The sequence below is a fragment of the Burkholderia sp. AcTa6-5 genome (assembly GCF_017815075.1).
In the GTDB taxonomy this organism is placed as follows: Bacteria; Pseudomonadota; Gammaproteobacteria; order Burkholderiales; family Burkholderiaceae; genus Burkholderia; species Burkholderia sola.
In genome coordinates this window covers 202,033-220,152 of record NZ_JAGIQE010000009.1, presented here as the reverse complement: position 1 = coordinate 220,152, position 18,120 = coordinate 202,033, and the positions used below count along the sequence as shown (strand labels likewise).

The window sequence follows — 18,120 nt, the reverse complement described above, 5'->3', positions numbered from 1 at the left end:
GGCAGCAGGCGATGCGTCAGTTGTCAAAGCCGACCTTGTCGACGAGCTGGCTCGCCTGCTTGCGATGCTTCGCGATATCCGCGAGCGGCAGCGGGTCGACCTTCAGCGTACCGAAGCTCGCGATCACCGGGTCGAGCTTCACGTTCGCGCGCACCGGATATTCGTAGTTCGCCTGCGCATACAGCGCCTGCGCCTCCGGCGACACCAGGTATTCGAGCAGCTTCACCGCATTGGCCTTGTGCGGCGCGTGCTTCGCCACCGTCGCGCCGCTGATGTTCACGTGCGTGCCGCCGCTTTTCGCGTTCGCGAACGTCGGGCGCACGACCTTGATCGCGTCGCCCCATTTGCGCGCATCGCTGCCGGCTTCCGCATTCTTCATATGGCCGACGTAGTAAGCGTTCGCGAGGCCGACGTCGCAGATGCCGCCGAGGATGTCGCGCGCGACGTCGCGGTCGCCGCCGGTCGCCTTGCGCGCGAGGTTGGCCTTCACGCCGCGCAGCCATGTCTCGGTCGCGGCCTCGCCGTCGTGCGCGATCATCGCCGCGACGAGCGCGGTGTTGTACGGATGCTGGCCCGAGCGGATGCAGACCTTGCCCTTCCATTTCGGATCGGCGAGATCCTCGTAGCGGAACGCATCGACCTTCAGGTCCTTTTCGACGTACAGCACGCGGTCGCGCAGCGACAGCGCGTACCAGTCGCCGTTCGCGCCGCGCAGGTTCGCGGGAATCGCGTCGTCGAGCGCCTTCGAGCGCACCGGTTGCGTGACGCCGCCGTCGACGAGGTCGAGCAGGTTGCCGACGTCGACCGTCATCAGCACGTCGGCCGGCGACTGCGCGCCTTCCGCCTTCACGCGCTCGAGCAGGCCGTCCTTCACGAACACCGTGTTGACCTTGACGCCGCTCTGCTTCGTGAACGCGTCGATGAGCGGCTGGATCAGCTTCGGCTCGCGGGTGGTGTACAGGCTCACTTCCTCGGCCGCGTGGGCAAGCGGCGCGAAGGCGGCCGCGGTCAGGGCGAGGGCGCCGGCGAGCGGCAGCAGGCGGGTGCGCGGATTCGACATGGAGACTCCGGTGCGGCAGGTGGACGAGGGAGCGTTCCGCGGCGCGCCTGCCGCCCGCGCGACCCGAAACATTACAAAATGAAAGACGCTGGATTCTAAATCGAAATGGGAATGATTAACAAACGAAAGCTTGCGGAAAGCCGGAGAGTGGCCGGCGGCGGGGACCGGCGAACGGGGCGGCGCAGCGCGGCGCCAGCGCGTAGAATGCCCGCTTCGACGAATTTGACGGAGCGGCACCGACCATGAACGATCAGCGCAAGAAGAACCCTGTCCGCAACGTGAGCATCCTGATCGTCGTGGCCGTGCTGCTCGTGATCGGGACGATCCTGTACAACGCGATTTCGCAGAAGCACGCGTACGACGAGGCCCATCCGGCCGAGGCCGCGAGCGCGGCGTCGCACTGACGCGCCAGCGCGCGGCCCGGCGGGTCGCGTGCGGGGCATGTGAACGGAGTCGGTCCGCGGTTGCCGGCGCGACGGGCGCCGCGCGGAACCGGACGGCAGAAGACGCGCCGGAACCGGCGCGCCGCATCGGCAGCTCAGCCGTGCGTCAACGTGATGCAGCGGCGAATTTCGGGCGGATCCGTGCGTAGAACACGGCCGCGAGCAGCGCGAGCCACGCCGCGCCCACGTAGAGCGCGACGCGCGTATCGTCGAACCAGCCGAGCATCACGATCACGAAGCCCATGAAGGCGATCGTCAGCGCCGGCGCGACGGGCCACAGCGGCACCTTGAACTTCAGCGCGGCGACTTCGGCGTTCGACAGCTGGCGACGCATCGCCACCTGCGACAGCAGGATCATCAGCCAGACCCACACGGTCGCGAACGTCGCGATCGCGGCGACCACCAGGAAGACGTCCTTCGGCATCAGGTAGTTGAGCAGCACGCCGACCAGCAGCGCGCCGGCCATCACGAGCACCGTGACCCACGGCACGCCGTGGCGCGACGTCGTCGTCAGCACGCGCGGCGCCTGGCCTTGCCGCGCCATCCCGAACATCATCCGGCCCGCGCCGAAGATGTCGCTGTTGATCGCCGAGATCGCCGCGCTGATCACGACGAGATTCAGGATCGTCGCGGCCGACTTCACGCCGAGCGCCGAGAAGATCTGCACGAACGGGCTGCCGTCGCTGCCGACGCCGGTCCACGGGCTGATCGACATCAGCACGACCATCGTCAGCACGTAGAACAGCAGGATCCGCGCGGGCACCGCGTTGATCGCGCGCGGAATCACGCGTTCCGGGTCCTTCGCCTCGCCGGCGCTCATCCCGATCACCTCGATCCCGCCGTACGCGAAGATCACGACCGACAGCGACGCGATCAGCCCGCCGACGCCGTTCGGGAAGAAGCCGCCATGGTTCCACAGGTTGGCAAAGGTCGGCGCGTCGGCCGAATGGCCGAAGTGCATGCCGGTCAGCAGGATCGCGACGCCGCCGCCGATCATCGCGACGATCGCGCCGACCTTGATGATCGACAGCCAGAATTCGAGCTCGCCGAACACCTTCACGTGGCACAGGTTCAGCCCGCAGATGACCGCGACGACGCCGAGCACCCAGATCCATTGCGGCACGTCCGGAAACCAGAAACCCATGTAGATGCCGAATGCGGTGATGTCGGCGATCGCGACGATCACCATTTCGAGCGTGTAGGTCCAGCCGGTGACAAAGCCCGCGAACGGGCCGAGGTTCTCGGTCGCGTAGTGGCCGAACGAGCCGGCGACGGGTTCGCGCACGGCCATCTCGCCGAGCGCGCGCATCACCATGTAGACGGCCGCGCCGCCCAGGATGTACGCGAGGATCACGGCCGGGCCCGCGAGCTGGATCGCGGACGCCGAACCGTAGAACAGGCCCGTGCCGATCGCCGAGCCCAGCGCGAGAAAGCGGATGTGCCGCGCGCTCAGGTGGCGCTGCAGGTTTTTCATCAGAATTTGCTCCGCGAAACTCCGCCATTGATGGCGGGAAGGAAAGGGGTGCTGTTGACAGGTAGCTTCTTCCACGGGTTAGGATCACCGGCATGATCCTTGTCTACCGCTACCGCATGAAGTCGCTCAACGGACTGCTCAACAAGCAGAGCCGTGCGGTGAACTACGTCTGGAACTTCTGCAACGACACGCAGAAGCACGCGCTCAAGTGGGGCAAGAAGTGGCCGACGGGATTCGATCTGAACGTGCTGACGACGGGGAGCAGCAAGGAACTCGGTATTCACTCCGGTACGGTCAACGCGACGTGCGAGCAATACGCGAAGTCGCGCAGCCAGCGCCGTCGGCCCTACCTGCGCTATCGCGGCAGGAAATCGCTGGGCTGGGTGCCGCTGAAGGGGCGTGACCTGAAGCGCGAGGGCGGCGCGTTTCGCTTTGCCGGAAATACTTTTCGGGTGTTCAACAGTCGACCGCTTCCCGAAGGCAAGATTAAGGATGGAACCAACTTTGCGCAGGATGCGCGCGGCAATTGGTTCTTGAACATCGTGATCGAGATGCCGGATGTTCAGGTTCGTCCGATCCGTTCCGGCGTCGGCATCGATCTCGGCCTGAAAGACTTCGCCACACTTTCGACCGGCGAGAAACTGCCCAATGACCAGTTCGGTCGACGAGCGGCGGAAAAGCTGGCGAAAGCGCAACGGGCGCGAAAGCACAAGCGGCATATCGCGAAGCTGCACGCCAAGGTCGCGAATGCCCGTGCCGATTTTCAACACAAGCTCGCGCTCGATCTGGTGCGGCGGTTCGATTACATCGCGGTCGGCAACGTGTCGGCCGTCAAACTTGCCAGAACCAGGATGGCAAAAAGCGTCTACGACGCGTCCTGGTCGTCCTTCCGGAACAAGCTCCGCTACAAAGCGATCGCGCACGGAGCCACGTTCGAGGAAGTGGACGAAAGCGGTTCGACCCAGTCCTGTTCGGCGTGCGGGTCGAAAGACAGCACGACGCGGCCGAAAGGTATCGCGGGACTGAGAATAAGAGAATGGACCTGCAGTGACTGTGGTGTCGAACATGATCGTGATATCAACGCTGCGCTGAACATTCTCCGATGCGGACGTGCATCGCCAGGTGTGGGAATCTTCCGCCTTTAGGCGGGAGAGGGCGTCAAGGAGTCTCCGATATCGTTATGCGACGAACCTGGCGAGCGGGGCCGGTTCGACTGCGTCAAGTTGTCTATACAACTTGAATGTGAACGAATGATAACAAGCCGGACCCGGTGACCGGAATCGGGTATTCCCTGACTGGTGCGGCGAGCGGAACGGGGCGTGGGGCGGTCGCGCGCCGCGGGCCGCGTGGGGCATGCTTCTTCGGGGATCGTCGAATCGAGGCGTGCCGGCAGGCCGATCCGCGGCGTGCGCGGGCCGGCCTGCCGGCGTGGACATACGGAGGTCAGGCAGGCAGGCGGATCACGCTCGCATCCTTGCGGATCAGCAGCGACGACGCGAGCATCTGCTTGCACTGGTGCGCGAGCACCTTCAGGTCGTGCGTGAGCTCGGCGCCGACCGCATCGGATTTTTCCGCGGACACGACCATCGCATCGAGATCGCGCGTGATCTGCTTCGACGCTTCGAGCTGGTCGGCGGGCGGCGGCTCGCCGGCCTCGGCCTTCTCGAGATTGTCGAGCACGGCGGCGAGGCCGCGCTGCAGCGCGTCGTCGTGAACGAGGCCGCCATCGGCCGCGCATGCGCTGCGGATCAGCGGCGCGGCGGCCGTGATCTGCGCGCCGAGCACGTGCGTCTGCACGAGCAGGTCGTTCAGTTCGGGCACGAAGCGCTGGTGCGCCTTCGGCTCGATCATCATCCGCTGGAACGCCTGCCCGAGGTTCGCGAACGCGATGTGCACGTCCTTGCGGGCGAGGCGGTAGCGGTAGTCGTCCTCGAGGCTGGCCGTCGGCGACTCGATCGCGGCCGCGACGCCCGCGACGACGGCAGCGCCGTCGGCGGTCGGCACCGGCGGCGGCGACATGCCGCGCCCGGCGCGCCATACGGCCTCGAAATACTTGCGGGTGGACGTCAGCATGTCGGTGACGAGCTTGCCCATCAGCCGGTATTCCCAGTACGGGAACAGCCGGCTCGCCGCGATCGCGATCATGCAGCCGACCACCGTGTCGATCGCGCGCTCGCCGATGATCCGCATGCTGCCCGGCGCGAGCAGGTGGAACATCAGCAGCACGTATGACGACGTGAACACGACGCTCGCCGCATAGTTGAACAGCAGCAGGCTGTAGCTCATCACCATCGACCCGAACATGATCGCGATCAGCAGGTGCGTATCCTTGACCGTGTAGATCAGCGCGACGCTCGCCGCGCAGCCGATCAGCGTGCCGACGATACGCGCCGCGTTGCGCTGCTTGGTCAGCGAGTAGCCGGGCTTCAGGATGATGATGGTGGTCATCACGATCCAGTACGCGTTCGTGAGCGGCAGCAGCCGGCCGATCCAGAAGCCGACCGCGACGGCGATCGTCACGCGCAGCGCATGGCGAAAGCTCGGCGAGCGCATGTTCAGGTTCGAGAAGATCAGCAGCGGCGACATGCGGCGGCGCTGCAGGAAGCGCGTGAGCGCCTTGTCGATCTTCAGTTCGGTTTGCTGCGGATCGGCACGGCCCGACAGGTTGCGGCGCATCCGGTCGATCAGGCGCGTCGCGCTCCAGATGCGCCGGAACGTCGCGAGCACGGCCGCATACGCTTCCGGGTTGGTGGCCGCGAAGTTCTTCTTGCGCATCAGCTCGATCTCGTACTCGATCGCGCGCAGCTCGGCCTTCACGCTGATGTGCGAATGCGGCGCGCGGTTTTCGAGCACCGCGAGGCCGACCTCCTCGAGATCGGCGGCGGCCTTGCGGATCAGGTCGCGATAGAAAATGATCAGGTCCGTTCCGCCGAACGTGTTGCGCACGAGCGGATAATCGGTGTGCGCGCCGACGAACAGCTCGTGCAGGTCGACGCTGTTGATGAACAGGTTGTACATCGTCGTGCGGCCGGGATCGAGCTTGCCGCGCCGCAGTTTCGGCAGGTTGCGCAGCACGATGTCGCGCGCGGTTTCCTGCGTTTCGACCGCGGTGATCTGCTTCGCGACGAGATTGCGGTAGCACTCGTCGAGATCGGCGTCGAGATCGTAGAACTGCGCGCGCGCGAGCAGGTAGTCGGCACAGGCGAACAGGCTTTCGGCCAGCGCCTGCTGCTCGATCCGACGCGCCTGCCATTGCGACACGAGCGTGGCCCAGTACGTGTACCAGAGGCCGCCCGCGAGAATCCAGCCGGCGTTGACGAACGCCTGCAGCGGCGTGAATTTCTCCTCGAGCGTCATCACCATCATGAACAGCGTCGCGAAGCTGATCTGCGGCCAGCGGTTGCCGTAGACGACGATCAGCGACAGCACGAACGTGAGCGGCACGATCGTGAGCCACAGCGCGAAGATGTTCGGGGTCGCGAGGCCGGTGGCGAGCGCGGCGAGGAAGCCGATCACGCTGCACGCGAGCATTTCGTTGTGCTTGTACTTGAGCGGGCCCGGCATGTCGACGACGCACGCGCCGAGCGCGCCCGTCGAGATCGTGAAGCCGAGCTCCCGGTTGTGAAACACGATCAGGCACAACACGGCCGGCAGCGACACGCCGACCGCGATCCGCAGGCCGCCGAAAAAGTACTGGCTGTAGAAAAACTTTCTGATTTCGACCGAATAGCGCATCGATGAGCTGAATGACAGACGAAGACGCCCGGGGCGGCGTATTGACTGGCGACGAGTCTATCGTATTTCGCGTCTCGTAAAAGCTGGCTTTCCGGCCGAGGTTCGCGGCGGCGGCCCATTTGCTATCCTTGGTGATCCTGTTCGCCCGGCCCCGCCGGTGCGAGGTTCCGACGCCCGCTTCATGCTCCATCTTTTCTATTCGAACCGTCACGAAACGCTGGCCGACGCGCTGCTCGAGGATCTGGCCGCGTTCCCGGCCCGCAATGGTCCGTGGGCGCCGCAACAGGTCATCGTGCCGAGCGCGGCGCTGCGCCGCCGTCTCGAGCTCGACATCGCCGCGCGCAATGGCGTGTGCGCGAACGTCGAGTTCACTTATCTCGCGCAGTGGCTGTGGGCGCAGATCGGCCGCGTGCTGACGGTGCCCGCGCGTTCGCCGTTCGCGCCCGACCGGCTCGTGTGGCGCTGCTACCGGCTGTTCGCACAGCCGGCAGGCGACGCGCCGTGGCTCGCGTCGCCGCGGCTGGCCGCGTATCTGTCGGCCTCCGACGACGCGATGCGCTACGAACTGGCCCATCGCGTCGCGGCCGTGCTCGATCACTACCTGACCTATCGCCCCGAATGGCTGGCCGCGTGGCAGGCCGGCGAATCGGTGCTCGCGGGCGACGGCGCGCCGCGCGGGATCAGCGACGCCGCGCGCGACGACGAACGCTGGCAGGCCGCGCTGTGGCGTGCGCTGCTGGCCGAGCTGAGCGACAGCGGTACGCCGCCGGCGCACCGTTTCCTCGTCGAGGCGCGCCATCTCGATGCCGAGGCGGTCGCACGCGCCGACTGGCCCGAATCGGTCAGCGTGTTCGCGCTGCCGACGATGCCGCCGCTGCACGTCGCGCTGCTGCGCGAACTGTCGCGCTGGATCGACGTGCGTGTCTACGCGCTGAACCCGTGCCGCGAATTCTGGTTCGACATCGTGACCGCCGCGCACGCCGAGGCGCTCGATGCGGCCGGGCGGCGCGACTACCAGGAAGTCGGCCATCCGCTGCTCGCCGAATGGGGCAGGCAGACGCAGGCGCAATTGCACATGCTGCATGAGCTGACCGAAAGCGCCGCGTCGGGCGATGCGTCGCGTTTCGTCGAAAATCCCGCGTCCACCTGGCTCGCGCGCGTGCAGAACGCGATCCTCGAGCTGCAGCCGGAAGCCGAAATCGGCGACACGCCGGTCGAGCGCGGAATCGAGGTGCACGTGTGCCACAGCCTCGCGCGCCAGCTCGAGGTGCTGCACGACCGGCTGCTCGCGTGGTTCGACGCCGATGCGAGCCTGCAGCCGTCCGACGTGCTCGTCGCGGTGGCCGATCTCGCCGCGGCCGGGCCGCTGATCGACGCGGTGTTCGGCACGGCCGGCGCCGGCGGCGCGCGGGTGCCTTACCGGATCACCGGCCTGCCGCCGTCGCAGGCGAACCCGGTCGCGCGCGTGCTGCTCGACTGGCTCGCGTTGCCGGAGCGGCAGGTCGGCGCGCCGGAGCTGGTCGAATGGCTGCGCGTGGATGCGGTGGCCGCGCGCTACGACATCGACGCGGTCGCGCTCGAAACGGTGCAAACCTGGCTCGCGGCCGCCGGCGCGCGGCGCGGGCTGTCGCCGCTCGCGAGCGACGACGCGGCCGTGCCGGCGCCGCGCCATACGTTCTCCGATGCGCTCGCGCGGCTCTTTCTCGGCTATGCGATGCCCGAAGGCGCGGCGCCGATCGGTGCATGGCTGCCGATCGAGGCAGCCACCGGCAGCGAGGCCGAACTGCTCGGCCGGCTCGCGCGCTTCACCGACGATCTCGACGGCTTCGCGCGGCGGCTCGCGGAATCGCACACGCCGCGCGGCTGGAGCGAACTGTTTGGCGACACGCTCGCGCGCTTCTTCGATTCGGGCGCCGCGTATGCCGACGCGCTGGCCGGTGTGCGCGACGCGCTCGACGCGATGCTGGCCGCGATGACGGAGGGCGCGCCCGACGAGGCGTTGCCGGCGGCCGTCGTCCGCGCGGGGCTCGCGGCGGCGCTCGACGATCCGGCCCGCGGCGGCGTGCCGTGGGGCGGCGTCACGTTCTCGTCGCTGACGAGCCTGCGCGGGCTGCCGTATCGCGTCGTCTGCCTGCTCGGGATGGACGACGGCGTGCTGCCGAGCCTCGCGCGCGCGGACGAATTCGACCTGATGGCCGTGCTGCCGAAGCTGGGCGACCGGCAGCGCCGCGACGACGAGCGCAATCTGTTTCTCGATTTGCTGCTGGCCGCACGCGACCGGTTGCTGATCGCCTATACGGGCCGCAGCATTCGCGACAATGCGCCGTTGCCGCCCGCGGCGCTCGTCGACGAACTGCTCGATCATCTGGCGGACGTCACGGCCGGGCCCGGCGCCGCACCGGACGCGGTCGACGCCGCGCGCCGCGCGTTCATCGTCGAGCATCCGCTGCAGCCGTTCGCGGCCGCGTATTTCCAGCCGGGCAGCGACCTCGTTTCGTACGACGCCGAGCGGGCGACGCTCGCGTCGCTGCTGGCTGCCGAAGCGTCGCGCGACGGGCCGCGCGAGCAAGCTTTCTTCGCGCAGCCGCTGCCGGCCGAGCCGGTCGAGCCCGTCGCGTTCGGCGAATTCGAACGTTTCTGGCGGCATCCGGCGCGTGCGTTGCTGCGCGGCCGGCTCGGCATCGTGCTGGCCGACGCGCAGGCCGAGCTGCTCGATACCGAGCCGTTCGCGCTCGACTTTGCCGGCAGCGACGCGCTGGCCGAGCGCGTGCTGCCGCTCCTGATCGAAGCGGTCGACGGCGGCGTGCACGATCACGCGCTGCGCATTGCGGACGCGAGCCCGGAGTTGCCCGGCGGCGCGACGGGCGCGGTGTGGCGCGACCAGGCGCTCGGTTCGATGACGCAGCTCGCGTCGAATGTGCGCCGTGCGCTGGCCGACGGCATCGAGCGACGGCCGTTCTCGCTCATCGTCGTGCCGAAGTGGCCCGACACCGAGCAAGCGCTGTTCGGCGCCGACGACGCGATGCTGGCGGCCGATGCGGTGCGCGCGCCATTCGAATTGCACGGCACGCTGAACCGGCTGACACCGGCCGGGCAGGTCATCTATCGCTATGCGCGGCCGAGCGCGCGCGACTACCTGTCCGCGTGGCTCGCACATCTCGTCTACTGCGCGATCGAGCCCGGCGGCCCGCGCCGCACGCTGTGGTTCGGCAGCGGCGGCGCGTTCGAGCTGACGCCGGTGGCGGCGCCGCTCGACCGGCTCGCGCCGCTGGCCGCGCTGTTTCGCGCGGGTCGACGCATGCCGCTGCGGTTTTTCCCGCGCAGTGCATGGGCGAGGGTATCCGACGGCGAGGCCAAGGCCGCGAGCGCGTGGATCAACGAGCGGGTCGTGAGCGAAGCCGACGATCCGGCCATCGCGATCGCGTGGCGCGGTGCGCATCCGTCGCTCGACGAGCCGTTCGGCACGCTCGCGCGGCTCGTGTTCGAACCGCTCGTCGAGCATCTGAAGGAGGTCGCATGAGTGCCGTGTCGCAGCAGCCGGCGCTCGAACTCGACGTGTTCGCGTGTCCGCTCGACGGCGTCAACCAGATCGAGGCGTCGGCCGGCACCGGCAAGACCTGGAACATCTGCGCGCTGTACGTGCGCCTGCTGCTCGAAAAGGACCTCGGCGCGGACGAAATCCTCGTCGTGACCTTCACGAAAGCGGCGACGGCCGAGCTGCACGAGCGGATTCGCAGCCGGCTCGCACAGCTTGCGCATGCGCTCGACACGGGCGACGACGGCGGCGATCCGTTCATCGCGCGCCTGCTGGAGACCACGCTCGGCGAAGGCGGCGCGCTCGACGCCGAGACGGCCGTGAAGCGGATCCGCCGCGCGCTGCGCGCGTTCGACCAGGCCGCGATCCATACGATCCACGCGTTTTGCCAGCGCGCGCTGCAGGAAGCGCCGTTCGCGGCGGCGATGCCGTTCGCGTTCGACATGGAGGCCGACGATGCGTCGCTGCGCTTCGAACTCGCGGCGGATTTCTGGCGCACGCGCGTCGAACCGGCGGCCGCGCGCTGGCCGGGCTTCGCGACCTGGCTCGTCGAATCGGGCGCCGGCCCGGCCGCGCTCGATGCGCAGCTCGCACGCCGGCTGAAGAAGCCGCTCGCCGCGCTGCGCTGGGACGGCGTGACCGAGCCGGACGAATCGGCGGAAGCGGCGGCGGCCGAATGCTTCGCCGAGGCGGCGCGGATGTGGGCGGCCGAGCGCGACGCGATCGATGCGTTGCTGCGTGCCGCGCAGCCGGCGCTCAATCAGCGCTCGCACAAGCCCGATGCGGTCGCCGATGCGCTCGCCGCGTGGGCCGTGCATTTCGAGCAGGGCGACGCGACGGCCGCGCTGCCGAAAGCCGCGTTGAAGCTCACGCAAACCGCGCTGACCAAAGCGACGAAAAAAGGCGGCGCGACACCCGCCCACGCGTTCTTCGACGTGGCCGACGCGCTCGAAGCGGCGGTGGCCGCCGCCGAGGCCGCGCAGCGCGCGCGCTGGCTCGCGCTGATCGCCGAATGGCTCGACATGGCGCCGGGCGAGCTGGCCGAGCGCAAGCGCACGCGGCGCGTCGTGTCGTTCGACGATCTGCTCGCGAACCTGTATCACGCGCTGCACGCGCATCCGTGGCTCGCCGAGACGCTGCGCGCACGCTATCCGGCCGCGTTGATCGACGAGTTTCAGGATACCGATCCGTTGCAGTTCGCGATCTTCGACCGGATCTTCGCGCCGGGTGGCCCGCTGTTCCTCGTCGGCGATCCGAAACAGGCGATCTACAGTTTCCGCGCGGCCGATCTGCATACCTATCTCGCCGCGCGCGCGCGGGCGAGCGCGTGCTACACGCTCGCGGTGAACCAGCGCTCGACGCCCGCGATCGTCGACGCATGCAACCGTTTCTTCATGTCGAATCCGCGCGCGTTCGTGCTCGACGGGCTCGACTATTACGCGGTGCGCGCCGGCACGCGCGTGCGTGCGCCGTTCGTCGACGAAACCGATCCGGGTCCGGCCGGCGATTTCCGCGTATGGGCGCTGCCGGGCGGCGAGGGCACGCTGCTCAAGCGCGATGCGCAAGCGCAGGCTGCCCAGGCTTGCGCGGCCGAGATCGCGCGGCTGATGCGCGGCGCGCGGGACGGGCGCGTGCGGCTGGGCGACACGCCATTGTCGCCGGGCGACATCGCGGTGCTCGTGCAGACGCACCGGCAGGGCAGTCTCGTGAAGCGCGTGCTCGCGACGTGGGGCATCGGGAGCGTCGAGCTGGCGCAGGCGTCGGTGTTCTCGACCGGCGACGCCGAGCAGCTCGAACGCGTGCTGGCGGCGATCGATGCACCGGGCGACCTGCGGCGCCTGCGCGCGGCGCTCGCGTCCGACTGGTTCGGGCTCGATGCCGGCGCGCTGTGGCGCATGGAGCAAGGCGACGGCGATGCGCCACCCGGTGCATCGGCGGCCGACGGCGCCGACGCGATGAGTTGGGTCGAACGCTTCTCGCGATATCGGCTGCTGTGGCGCGAACGCGGCTTCGCGGTGATGTGGCGCACGTTCACGCGCGAGCTGCGGATCGCCGAGCGGCTGATGGCCGGTGCGGACGGCGAGCGCCGCGTGACCGACATCAACCATCTGGCCGAGTTGACGCAGGCGCGTGCGTCCGCGCAGCCGGGCATCGCGCCGACGCTGCGCTGGCTCGCCGCGCAACGGCTCGACGGCGGCGGCGAGGAAGCGCAACTGCGGCTCGAATCCGATCGCAACCTCGTGCAGATCGTCACGGTGCACAAGTCGAAGGGGCTCGAATACGCGGTCGTGTTCTGTCCGTTCCTGAACGACGGCGGCCTGCGCGAGCCCCCGTCGTCCGCGCTGCCCGATGCGCGCGAGTATCACGACGACGCGGGCGATGCGGTGCTGCATTACGGATGCGACGACGAAGCGGCCGCGAACGCGGCGCGGCAGGCGTTGCGCGAGCAGGCCGCGGAGCGCGCGCGGCTCGTCTACGTGGCGCTCACGCGTGCGGTGTATCGCTGCTATGTCGTGGCCGGGCCCTACCTGTCGTCGCGCTCGACGCGCGAAGCGCGGCGTAGCGTGCTCAACTGGCTCGTCGCGGGCGCCGGCCTTGCGTTCGATGCGTGGCTCGACGAGCCGCCCGACGAAGCCGCGCTCGATGCGGCGTGGCGCGCGCTTGCGGGCGGCCCCGTGAGCGTCGCGCCGTTGCCCGTGCCTGCGCGCCGCGAGCGTCTCGCGGCCGGGCACGACGCGTCGCAGACGCTCGCGGCGCGTCATGCGACGCGCGTGCTGCGCGATGCGTGGCGAATGGCGAGCTTCAGCTCGCTGACCGCGTCGATGGCGCGCGAGGAGGCGGGCGTCGCGGCCGTGCCCGACGACGAACTGCGGCCCGATCACGATGCGCTGGCCGCGGTGACGCCGGACGGCGAACCGATGCTGGCCGATATGGTCGCGGCCGACCCGCCGGACGACGACATCCTCGCGTTCCCGCGCGGCGCGGCGGCCGGCGAATGCCTGCACCGCCTGTTCGAGCTCAGCCGGTTCACGGCGCCCGAAACGTGGCACAAGGCCGCGCTCGGCGCACTGCACGACCGGCCGGTGGAGGCCGGGCCGGCGCTTGCGACGCGCCTGCCGGCGATGATGGTGCAGTTGGTCGACGACGTCGTGCACACCGAGCTCGTGCCGGGTATGCGGCTCGTCGATCTCGATCCGGCGAAGCGGATCGACGAAATGGGCTTCCTGTTCCCGGCGCCGTCGCTCGACCTGCTGGCGCTGCGCCGGCTGCTGGTCGCGCACGGCTATCCGGACGTTGCACTGGAGGCGGGTACGCTCGCCGGTTTCATCAAGGGTTTCATCGACATGATCGTCGAACACGACGGCCGTTTCTGGATCGTCGACTGGAAGTCGAACCACCTCGGCACGACGCCGGATGCCTATGGCCCGCGCGCGCTCGACGTCGCGATGGCCGATCACGCGTATCACCTTCAGGCGCTGCTCTATACGGTCGCGCTGCATCGTTACCTGCGCGGCCGGCTGCCCGATTACGACTACGACACGCACATCGCGGGCTACCTGTACCTGTTCGTGCGCGGCGTGCGGCCCGGCTGGCGCAGCGGCGGCGAGCCGGCCGGCGTGCATGCGCGGCGGCCCGCCCGCGCGCTCGTCGACGCACTCGACCGGATGATGGAAGGGGGCCGCGCATGACCGCGTCCGACGACATGCTCGAATTCACCGGCGGCCTCGTCGCGCGGCTGCCCGAGCCGGCCGATTTCGGCATCGCGCTCGCGGAGGGCTTTGCGCGCCGCATCGGCGACCTCGCGCGGCGAGCCGGTGCGCCGTCCGCGTCGGCGCGCTGGGCGGCGCGCGCCGCGTTCGCGACGAGCCGCGCGACCGCCGGCGGCCACGTGTGCGTCGCGCTTGGCGCGCTCGCGCAGCGCTACGAAGCACCGCTCGACGAAGTGCGCGCCGCGCTCGCCGCGAGCGGCGTGGTCGCGTTCGGCACGCTCGCGCGCGGCGACGAGCGGCCGCTGATCGTCGATCGGCTCGATCACCTGTACCTGTCGCGCTATTTCGATTACGAACGGCGGCTCGCCGATGCGCTCGTCGCGCAGGCCGGTGTCGCCGCGCCGGACGAAGGCCTGTCGCCCGACCGCTTGCGCGACAGTCTCGCCCGTTACTTCGGGCCGGCTACGGGCGAAGTCGACTGGCAGCGCGTGGCGGCGATCGTCGCGCTGACGGGCCGCGTGACGATCGTCAGCGGCGGGCCGGGCACGGGCAAGACGACGACCGTCGTCGGCGTGCTGGCCTGTCTGCTCGACGCCCATCCGGGGCTGCGCATCGCGCTGGCCGCACCGACCGGCAAGGCCGCGCAGCGGATGCAGGAGGCGCTGCACGCGCGCGCCGGCGATCTGCCGCCCGAGCTCGCGGCGCGCCTGCCCGACACGTCGTACACGCTGCATCGGCTGCTGGGCGGCGGCGGGGCGGCCGGTTTCCGGCATCATCGCGACAATCCTCTGCCGTACGATCTGATCGTCGTCGATGAGGCGTCGATGATCGACGTCGCGCTCGCCGCGCATCTGCTCGACGCGCTCGCGCCGGGCGCGCGGCTCGTGTTGCTGGGCGACAAGGATCAACTGGCCGCGGTCGAGGCCGGCGCCGTGTTCGCGGAGCTGAGCGCGCGGCCGGCGTTCACCGCCGCGGCGCGCACGCGCATCGCGCACGCGCTGGGTATCGACGAGGCGGCGTTCGTCGCGGCGTTGCCGATGCCGGACGAAGCTGCGCCGGCGGCGGCGATTTCGGCCGCGCATCCGGTTCCTGCTTCCGCACGTGCTCCGGCGTCGCCATCGGCGCCTGCTCCCGTTTCACGCAGATCGGCGCCTCGGTCGTCGAAAGTCGATGCGCGACAGGCGTCGCTCTTCGACGACGAACCGCAGGATGACGAAGTGTCGTCGACGGCCGACATCGCGCCGCCACAGCCCACCGAGTCGGCACCGGCCGATGCCGGCGCACCAGACGGCAATGCGCCGGCCTGGATCGAGGCCAACGACCTCGCATGGCTCGACGCCGTCGAGCTACCGCCGTTCGACGCAGACGACGCGGCACTTGCATCGGCAGTGGCGATGGCAGCCGCATCGCCATTGACCGGCGAAGCCGCCGCCGCGTCCGCCGGCACGCCCGCAGCGGCGTCGGCGCCGCTCGCGGACTGCGTCGTGTGGCTCGAACGCAATTACCGCTTCGGGCTCGATTCGCCGATCGGGCGGCTGTCGCTCGCGATCCGCCGCGGCGACGTGCAGGCGGCGCTCGATGCGCTGCCCGCCGACGACTCGGCAGCCGCATCGTTTCACGACGATGCGGGCGACACGCTGGCGTCATCGACGGTCGAGCGGCTCGCACGGCGCTTCGGCGCCTACCTCGACGCATTGCGCGACGCGCTGGCCGCGCCGGCGCCCGATCCGCTGCCGCTGTTCGACGCGCTCAACCGGTTCCGGATCCTGTGCGCGACCCGCAGCGGTTCGCGCGGCGCGGAACACGTCAATGCGCTGGTGGCCGCGCACGTGCGGCATGCGGCGCGCGTGCCGCTCGCGGTCGGCGCGCACTGGTTCACCGGGCGGCCGATCATGGTCACGCGCAACGACTATGCGCTGGGGCTGTTCAACGGCGACATCGGCATTGCGCTGCCCGACGCGCACGGCGTGCTGCGCGTGTGGTTCCGGCGCGCGGACGGCTCCGCGCGCGCGGTGTCGCCGGCTGCGCTGCCGCCGCACGAAACGGCGTTCGCGCTGACGGTGCACAAGTCGCAGGGCTCGGAATTCGACGAAGCGGCGCTCGTGCTGCCCGCGTCGTTCGGCCGGGTGCTGACGCGCGAGCTCGTTTATACGGCCGTCACGCGCGCGCGCACGCGCGTGCAGGTGATCGGGCCGCGGCGCGTGCTGGCGCAGGCGGTCGCGACGCGCACGCAGCGCGATTCGGGGCTCGCTGCCCGCGTCGACGAGGCGCTCGCGCGGCGCCGCATGGAGGCTTCGCGATGATGATCCGTTACACGCTCGATCCGGCCGACGTCGAATGGACGGCCGTGCGCGCGCAGGGCGCGGGCGGGCAGAACGTCAACAAGGTGTCGAGCGCGATTCATCTGCGCTTCGACATCCGCGCGTCGTCGCTGCCGCCGGTCCTCAAGGAGCGGCTGCTCGCGCTGTCCGACCAGCGCATCACGCGCGACGGCATCGTCGTGATCAAGTCGCAGGAATATCGGACGCAGGAGAAGAATCGCGAGGCCGCGCTCGTTCGTCTCGATGCGCTGATCGGCAGCGTCGCGTACACGCCGCGCGCCCGGGTCGCGACGCGGCCGACGCGCGCGTCGAAGGAGCGGCGGCTCGAGCACAAGTCGCGCCGCAGCGTGGTGAAGTCGGGGCGCGGGAAGGTGGTCGACTGACGAACGAAGGGTCGGTGCTTGTCGCAGGCGAGCGAACGTCCGCCGTGCGCGCCGGCTACCGCATCACGGTTCCGGCGCTGTCGAGCACGAAGTCGACGCAGAACACGACGAGCCGGCTCTGCGCGCGGATCGCGACGGCGGCCGTATAGCAGTCGCGGCCTTCCGTCAGCGAGAAGTGCGGGCCCATCAGCGCGACGCGGCCGGGGGCGGCGATCGCGCGCTGGAAATACGGGCGGCGCGACCAGTTGCTGTGGGTCTCCGGGAATAGCGGGGCGAGACGGGTGACGCTTGCCTGGCTGTCGTCGGGCGGTGCGCCGATCGACGGCAGGAACTGTTCGCCGGTCTCGTCCGTCACGAACACGCGACGCGCGGCCGGCACCGCGAACACGCGTTGCGCGGCGTCCTGCAGGTTGCCGCTCGCCGAAAACGCGGCCGCGCCACTGAGCACGAGCCGTTCGATCGCGTCGAAGCCCGGCTGCTCGGCGGCCACCGGCGTGTGCCGGCGGGCGATGAAGCGGCGCCATGCGGCGTCGAGCATCGCGGGCGCCGCCGCGCTCGCGTGCGCGATCGATGCGTCGGGCTGGCCGAACTGGAAACCCTGCACGAAATCGATGTCGGCTTCCATCAGCGCCTGCAGCGCGTCGTCGCTTTCGACGCCTTCGGCCAGCACCATCGCACCGGCCTGGTGCAGCATCGACACGAGGTGATGCATGATGCGGCGATCGTCGGCCGAGCCGGTCGAACGCTCGACGAGCGAGCGGTCGAGCTTCACGATGTCGGGCCGCGCTCGCCACACGCGGTCGAAGTTCGAGAAGCCGGTGCCGAAATCGTCGATCGCGATCAGGAAATCGCGATGCTGGATCATGTCGATCGTGCGGGCGAGCGCGGCTTCGTCGCGCGCCGGCTGTTCGATCACTTCCAGCACGATGCGGTTCGGCGGCAGTGCGAAATGCCGGCACAGCGCCTCGACGAACTCGCGCTGCACGAGGCCCGTGTCGAGCACGCGCGGCGTCACGTTCAGGAACAGCCAGCCGTCGCCGATGCCTTGCGTGACGAAGTTGGCAGTGTGCAGGCAGCGCGCGAGCCGGTCGAGCAGCAGCGCGTCGGCGTCGCCGCGCGTCTTGTCGAACAGGGCGGTGGGCGACACCAGCGCACCGTTCGCGTCGACGACGCGCAGCAGCGCCTCGTAGCCGACGACGCGCTTGTGCGTGATCGACAGCACGGGCTGGAACACGCTGCGCAGTGTCGTGGTGCGATAGGTGGCGAGCCAGCCGTGGGGTGTCGGCGTGAGGCGTTCGAGCAGGGCGTCGAGCGACAGGTCGCGAGCGGGCTTCATGTCAACGGTGCCCGGAAGCGGGCGGCGGGGCGCCGACGCCCCGCCACGCCGATGCAGCCGCATGCGCAGGCGGACGCGAAAGAACGTGGGGCATCGAAACGCCTTCTGCGGATAAGTTTTCCG

At 69.5% G+C, this 18,120-nt stretch carries 10 protein-coding genes; 6 read left to right on the top strand and 4 right to left on the bottom strand.

Annotation, left to right across the window (positions count from 1 at the left end):
• Positions 1-16 precede the first annotated feature (16 nt).
• The gene (locus tag J8I33_RS14980; RefSeq protein ID WP_050011360.1) at positions 17-1,060 is read right to left on the bottom strand and encodes a Fe(3+) ABC transporter substrate-binding protein; all 1,044 of its coding nucleotides are present in this window, start codon (positions 1,058-1,060) and stop codon (positions 17-19) included.
• Positions 1,061-1,302: 242 nt separating this feature from the next.
• Between J8I33_RS14980 and J8I33_RS14975 the strand changes: the two genes are divergently transcribed.
• Positions 1,303-1,464 (top strand): hypothetical protein, encoded by a 162-nt coding sequence (locus J8I33_RS14975; RefSeq protein WP_006476417.1) that lies wholly within the window; start codon positions 1,303-1,305, stop codon positions 1,462-1,464.
• 145 nt (positions 1,465-1,609) lie between these two features.
• Here the strand turns inward: J8I33_RS14975 and J8I33_RS14970 are convergent, their stop codons facing one another.
• Positions 1,610-2,977 carry an amino acid permease gene (locus J8I33_RS14970; protein ID WP_209937478.1) on the bottom strand — a complete coding sequence of 456 codons (1,368 nt, stop codon included), beginning with the start codon at positions 2,975-2,977 and terminating at the stop codon, positions 1,610-1,612.
• A 92-nt stretch (positions 2,978-3,069) separates the two neighbouring features.
• Between J8I33_RS14970 and J8I33_RS14965 the strand changes: the two genes are divergently transcribed.
• A complete protein-coding gene (locus tag J8I33_RS14965; protein WP_209937471.1) occupies positions 3,070-4,122 on the top strand; it encodes an RNA-guided endonuclease TnpB family protein in 1,053 nt (350 codons plus the stop codon).
• Between the two features lie 298 nt (positions 4,123-4,420).
• Here the strand turns inward: J8I33_RS14965 and J8I33_RS14960 are convergent, their stop codons facing one another.
• Complete coding sequence (locus J8I33_RS14960) at positions 4,421-6,712, bottom strand: FUSC family membrane protein (protein ID WP_050015094.1); 2,292 nt, start codon at positions 6,710-6,712, stop codon at positions 4,421-4,423.
• Positions 6,713-6,893: 181 nt separating this feature from the next.
• Between J8I33_RS14960 and recC the strand changes: the two genes are divergently transcribed.
• From recC to arfB, 4 genes are read left to right on the top strand one after another with little or no spacing between them, the layout of a single operon-like run.
• Positions 6,894-10,232 carry an exodeoxyribonuclease V subunit gamma gene (recC, locus tag J8I33_RS14955; RefSeq protein ID WP_209937464.1) on the top strand — a complete coding sequence of 1,113 codons (3,339 nt, stop codon included), beginning with the start codon at positions 6,894-6,896 and terminating at the stop codon, positions 10,230-10,232.
• A complete protein-coding gene (recB, locus tag J8I33_RS14950; protein WP_209937457.1) occupies positions 10,229-13,936 on the top strand; it encodes an exodeoxyribonuclease V subunit beta in 3,708 nt (1,235 codons plus the stop codon). Before recC ends, recB begins: the two co-directional genes overlap by 4 nt.
• Positions 13,933-16,260 carry an AAA family ATPase gene (locus J8I33_RS14945; protein ID WP_209937450.1) on the top strand — a complete coding sequence of 776 codons (2,328 nt, stop codon included), beginning with the start codon at positions 13,933-13,935 and terminating at the stop codon, positions 16,258-16,260. Before recB ends, J8I33_RS14945 begins: the two co-directional genes overlap by 4 nt.
• Positions 16,257-16,661, top strand: a complete 405-nt coding sequence (gene arfB / locus J8I33_RS14940) for an alternative ribosome rescue aminoacyl-tRNA hydrolase ArfB (RefSeq protein WP_209937444.1) — start codon at positions 16,257-16,259, stop codon at positions 16,659-16,661. Before J8I33_RS14945 ends, arfB begins: the two co-directional genes overlap by 4 nt.
• Positions 16,662-16,716: 55 nt before the next feature.
• Here arfB and J8I33_RS14935 read toward each other — a convergent pair whose 3' ends face one another.
• Positions 16,717-17,997 (bottom strand): EAL domain-containing protein, encoded by a 1,281-nt coding sequence (locus J8I33_RS14935; protein WP_050015104.1) that lies wholly within the window; start codon positions 17,995-17,997, stop codon positions 16,717-16,719.
• Positions 17,998-18,120: the final 123 nt, after the last annotated feature.

Excerpts from the sequence above, each read along its gene's own strand:
- arfB (WP_209937444.1), top strand. The coding sequence starts at position 16,257 with ATGATGATCCGTTACACGCTCGATCCGGCCGACGTCGAATGGACGGCC.
- J8I33_RS14935 (WP_050015104.1), bottom strand. The coding sequence starts at position 17,997 with ATGAAGCCCGCTCGCGACCTGTCGCTCGACGCCCTGCTCGAACGCCTC.
- J8I33_RS14960 (WP_050015094.1), bottom strand. The coding sequence starts at position 6,712 with ATGCGCTATTCGGTCGAAATCAGAAAGTTTTTCTACAGCCAGTACTTT.
- J8I33_RS14970 (WP_209937478.1), bottom strand. The coding sequence starts at position 2,977 with ATGAAAAACCTGCAGCGCCACCTGAGCGCGCGGCACATCCGCTTTCTC.
- recB (WP_209937457.1), top strand. The coding sequence starts at position 10,229 with ATGAGTGCCGTGTCGCAGCAGCCGGCGCTCGAACTCGACGTGTTCGCG.
- J8I33_RS14980 (WP_050011360.1), bottom strand. The coding sequence starts at position 1,060 with ATGTCGAATCCGCGCACCCGCCTGCTGCCGCTCGCCGGCGCCCTCGCC.
- J8I33_RS14975 (WP_006476417.1), top strand. The coding sequence starts at position 1,303 with ATGAACGATCAGCGCAAGAAGAACCCTGTCCGCAACGTGAGCATCCTG.
- J8I33_RS14965 (WP_209937471.1), top strand. The coding sequence starts at position 3,070 with ATGATCCTTGTCTACCGCTACCGCATGAAGTCGCTCAACGGACTGCTC.
- J8I33_RS14945 (WP_209937450.1), top strand. The coding sequence starts at position 13,933 with ATGACCGCGTCCGACGACATGCTCGAATTCACCGGCGGCCTCGTCGCG.
- recC (WP_209937464.1), top strand. The coding sequence starts at position 6,894 with ATGCTCCATCTTTTCTATTCGAACCGTCACGAAACGCTGGCCGACGCG.